Source organism: Clostridium psychrophilum (assembly GCF_018861705.1).
GTDB classification, from domain to species: Bacteria; Bacillota; Clostridia; order Clostridiales; family Clostridiaceae; genus Clostridium_AD; species Clostridium_AD psychrophilum.
In genome coordinates this window covers 1-1814 of sequence record NZ_JAHLEC010000223.1, presented here as the reverse complement: position 1 = coordinate 1814, position 1814 = coordinate 1, and the positions used below count along the sequence as shown (strand labels likewise).

The window sequence follows — 1814 nt, the reverse complement described above, 5'->3', positions numbered from 1 at the left end:
AGGAATGTTAAATTTAATTAACACATTCATTTATCCTTTTTATATTTTAAAGGTTACTTAAATTTGCAAATCACTTATATTATCAGGATATATTAAACTACAAGTCTACATCTAGACTGGGACAACGCGAACATCCAGTCACGTAAGTGCTATGAGGTTTGTGTAAAACACGGAAAACCAGTCATCGTCATGGAACCTATCAAAGGTGGTATTCTGGCCAAAGTGCCTGCTGAGGCAAAAAAAATGTTTAGGGACTATGCTCCTGACTTGTCTGTAGCGTCATGGGCAATCCGTTTTGCTGCAAGCCAGCCTAATGTAATGATGGTACTTTCGGGTATGTCAAGTTATGAACAGTTAATGGATAACACCGGTTATATGAAAAATTTTAAATCTCTGAATGAGGAAGAAATGACCATCATAAACAAAGTAATTGGTATCATTAATTCCAGCATTGCTATTCAATGCACTGGATGCCAGTACTGTGTTGAGGGTTGCCCTAAAAAAATACCTATTCCTAAGTATTTTGCGCTGTACAACGCATATGTGCAGTTCAAGGAGGCATCTAACTCGAAAGTTTATTATAGAAACTATACAGATAAGTATGGCCGTGCTTCCGATTGTATCGGCTGCCGTCAGTGCGAGAATCATTGCCCTCAGCATTTGTCTATTGTAGATAGATTAAAAGAGGTTGCAACAACATTTGATAAATGAATTTCTTAATTAGAAGATGAACGGATACAGATTTGGAATGTATCCGTTCATCTTTTGCAAAAAGCCTTGACTTAGAGTGAACTCTTATAAATGTACTAAATTTGATGATTTAATGATTTACATGTCAGAAAAAAATTTAACAAAAAAATAATTAAGATAAGAAAAAGGACAAGTAAAGCAAAGGGGGAATTACTTTATGCATATACCTGATAATTATTTAAGCCCTTCAACTTGTGCCGTTTTTGGAGTGGTTATGCTGCCTATATGGAGAAGGGTGAGTTTAAGGGTAAAGAATGAAATAACAAGACAGAAAAGGCCGCTTCATTCTATTAATTTGTTACATGCATTAAAACAACTTTAAGTATTGTAAAAAGGAGTGTGCCAAATATGAAATATTCAATTGGAGAGGTTTCGAAAAAAATCAATCTATCAGCTTCGACTTTAAGATACTACGATAAGGAAGGTCTGTTTCCTAATTTGAAACGTTCAGAATCCGGTATCCGCTCTTTTTCAGATATTGAACTCGGATCACTGAAAATTATTGAATGCCTAAAAAATACGGGAATGCCCATTAAAGATATTAAGGTATTCATAGACTGGTGCGAAGAGGGAGATGCAACATTGAGTGAACGCTATGAGATGTTTATTGAGAGAAAAACAATTATGGATGAACAGATAGCAGCGCTACATAAAACACTTGAAGTCATAGATTATAAATGCTGGTACTACAAGACAGCCCTTGAGGCAGGTACAGAAAAAATACATGACAAAACAAATCAGCAGGGTATCGAAAAAGTAGTATCTTAATCGATGTTTCTAATAATGGAGGCGGTCATATTGACTATGCCTCCATTAATTTTGTTTATATTCTAATAATCCCATTCTGCGCAGCCAAAATTGCTGCGTTTTTTTTATGAAAAAGCATTGACTTAAAGTCAACTTTAAATTGTATGATTATATCGAACTCAATAATCGGAGTTTAGAATAAATAATATTTTGACCTGTTGTAAAATGAAGTTGAACCAATAAGAAATCCATAGTGGATTAATTCTGTGTTATGCTTTAATCGCCTAAACTAAAACACACAGGAGGATAATCACTAT

Annotated in this window: 2 protein-coding genes and 1 pseudogene; all 3 read left to right on the top strand. The window is 34.5% G+C overall.

The window, feature by feature from the left end; all coding sequences use genetic code 11:
- Nucleotides 1–108: 108 nt before the first annotated feature.
- Nucleotides 109–711: pseudogene (locus tag KPL38_RS19095) on the top strand (aldo/keto reductase); the annotation flags it as partial.
- A 196-nt stretch (nucleotides 712–907) separates the two neighbouring features.
- On the top strand, nucleotides 908–1072 hold the full coding sequence (locus KPL38_RS19090) for an energy-coupling factor ABC transporter permease (RefSeq protein ID WP_216290718.1): 165 nt from the start codon (nucleotides 908–910) through the stop codon (nucleotides 1070–1072).
- Nucleotides 1073–1098: 26 nt separating this feature from the next.
- Complete coding sequence (locus KPL38_RS19085) at nucleotides 1099–1518, top strand: MerR family transcriptional regulator (protein ID WP_216290717.1); 420 nt, start codon at nucleotides 1099–1101, stop codon at nucleotides 1516–1518.
- Nucleotides 1519–1814 lie beyond the last annotated feature (296 nt).

Bases quoted from the DNA above. Each gene is read 5' to 3' on its own strand.
- KPL38_RS19090 (WP_216290718.1), top strand. From the start codon at position 908: ATGCATATACCTGATAATTATTTAAGCCCTTCAACTTGTGCCGTTTTT.
- KPL38_RS19085 (WP_216290717.1), top strand. From the start codon at position 1,099: ATGAAATATTCAATTGGAGAGGTTTCGAAAAAAATCAATCTATCAGCT.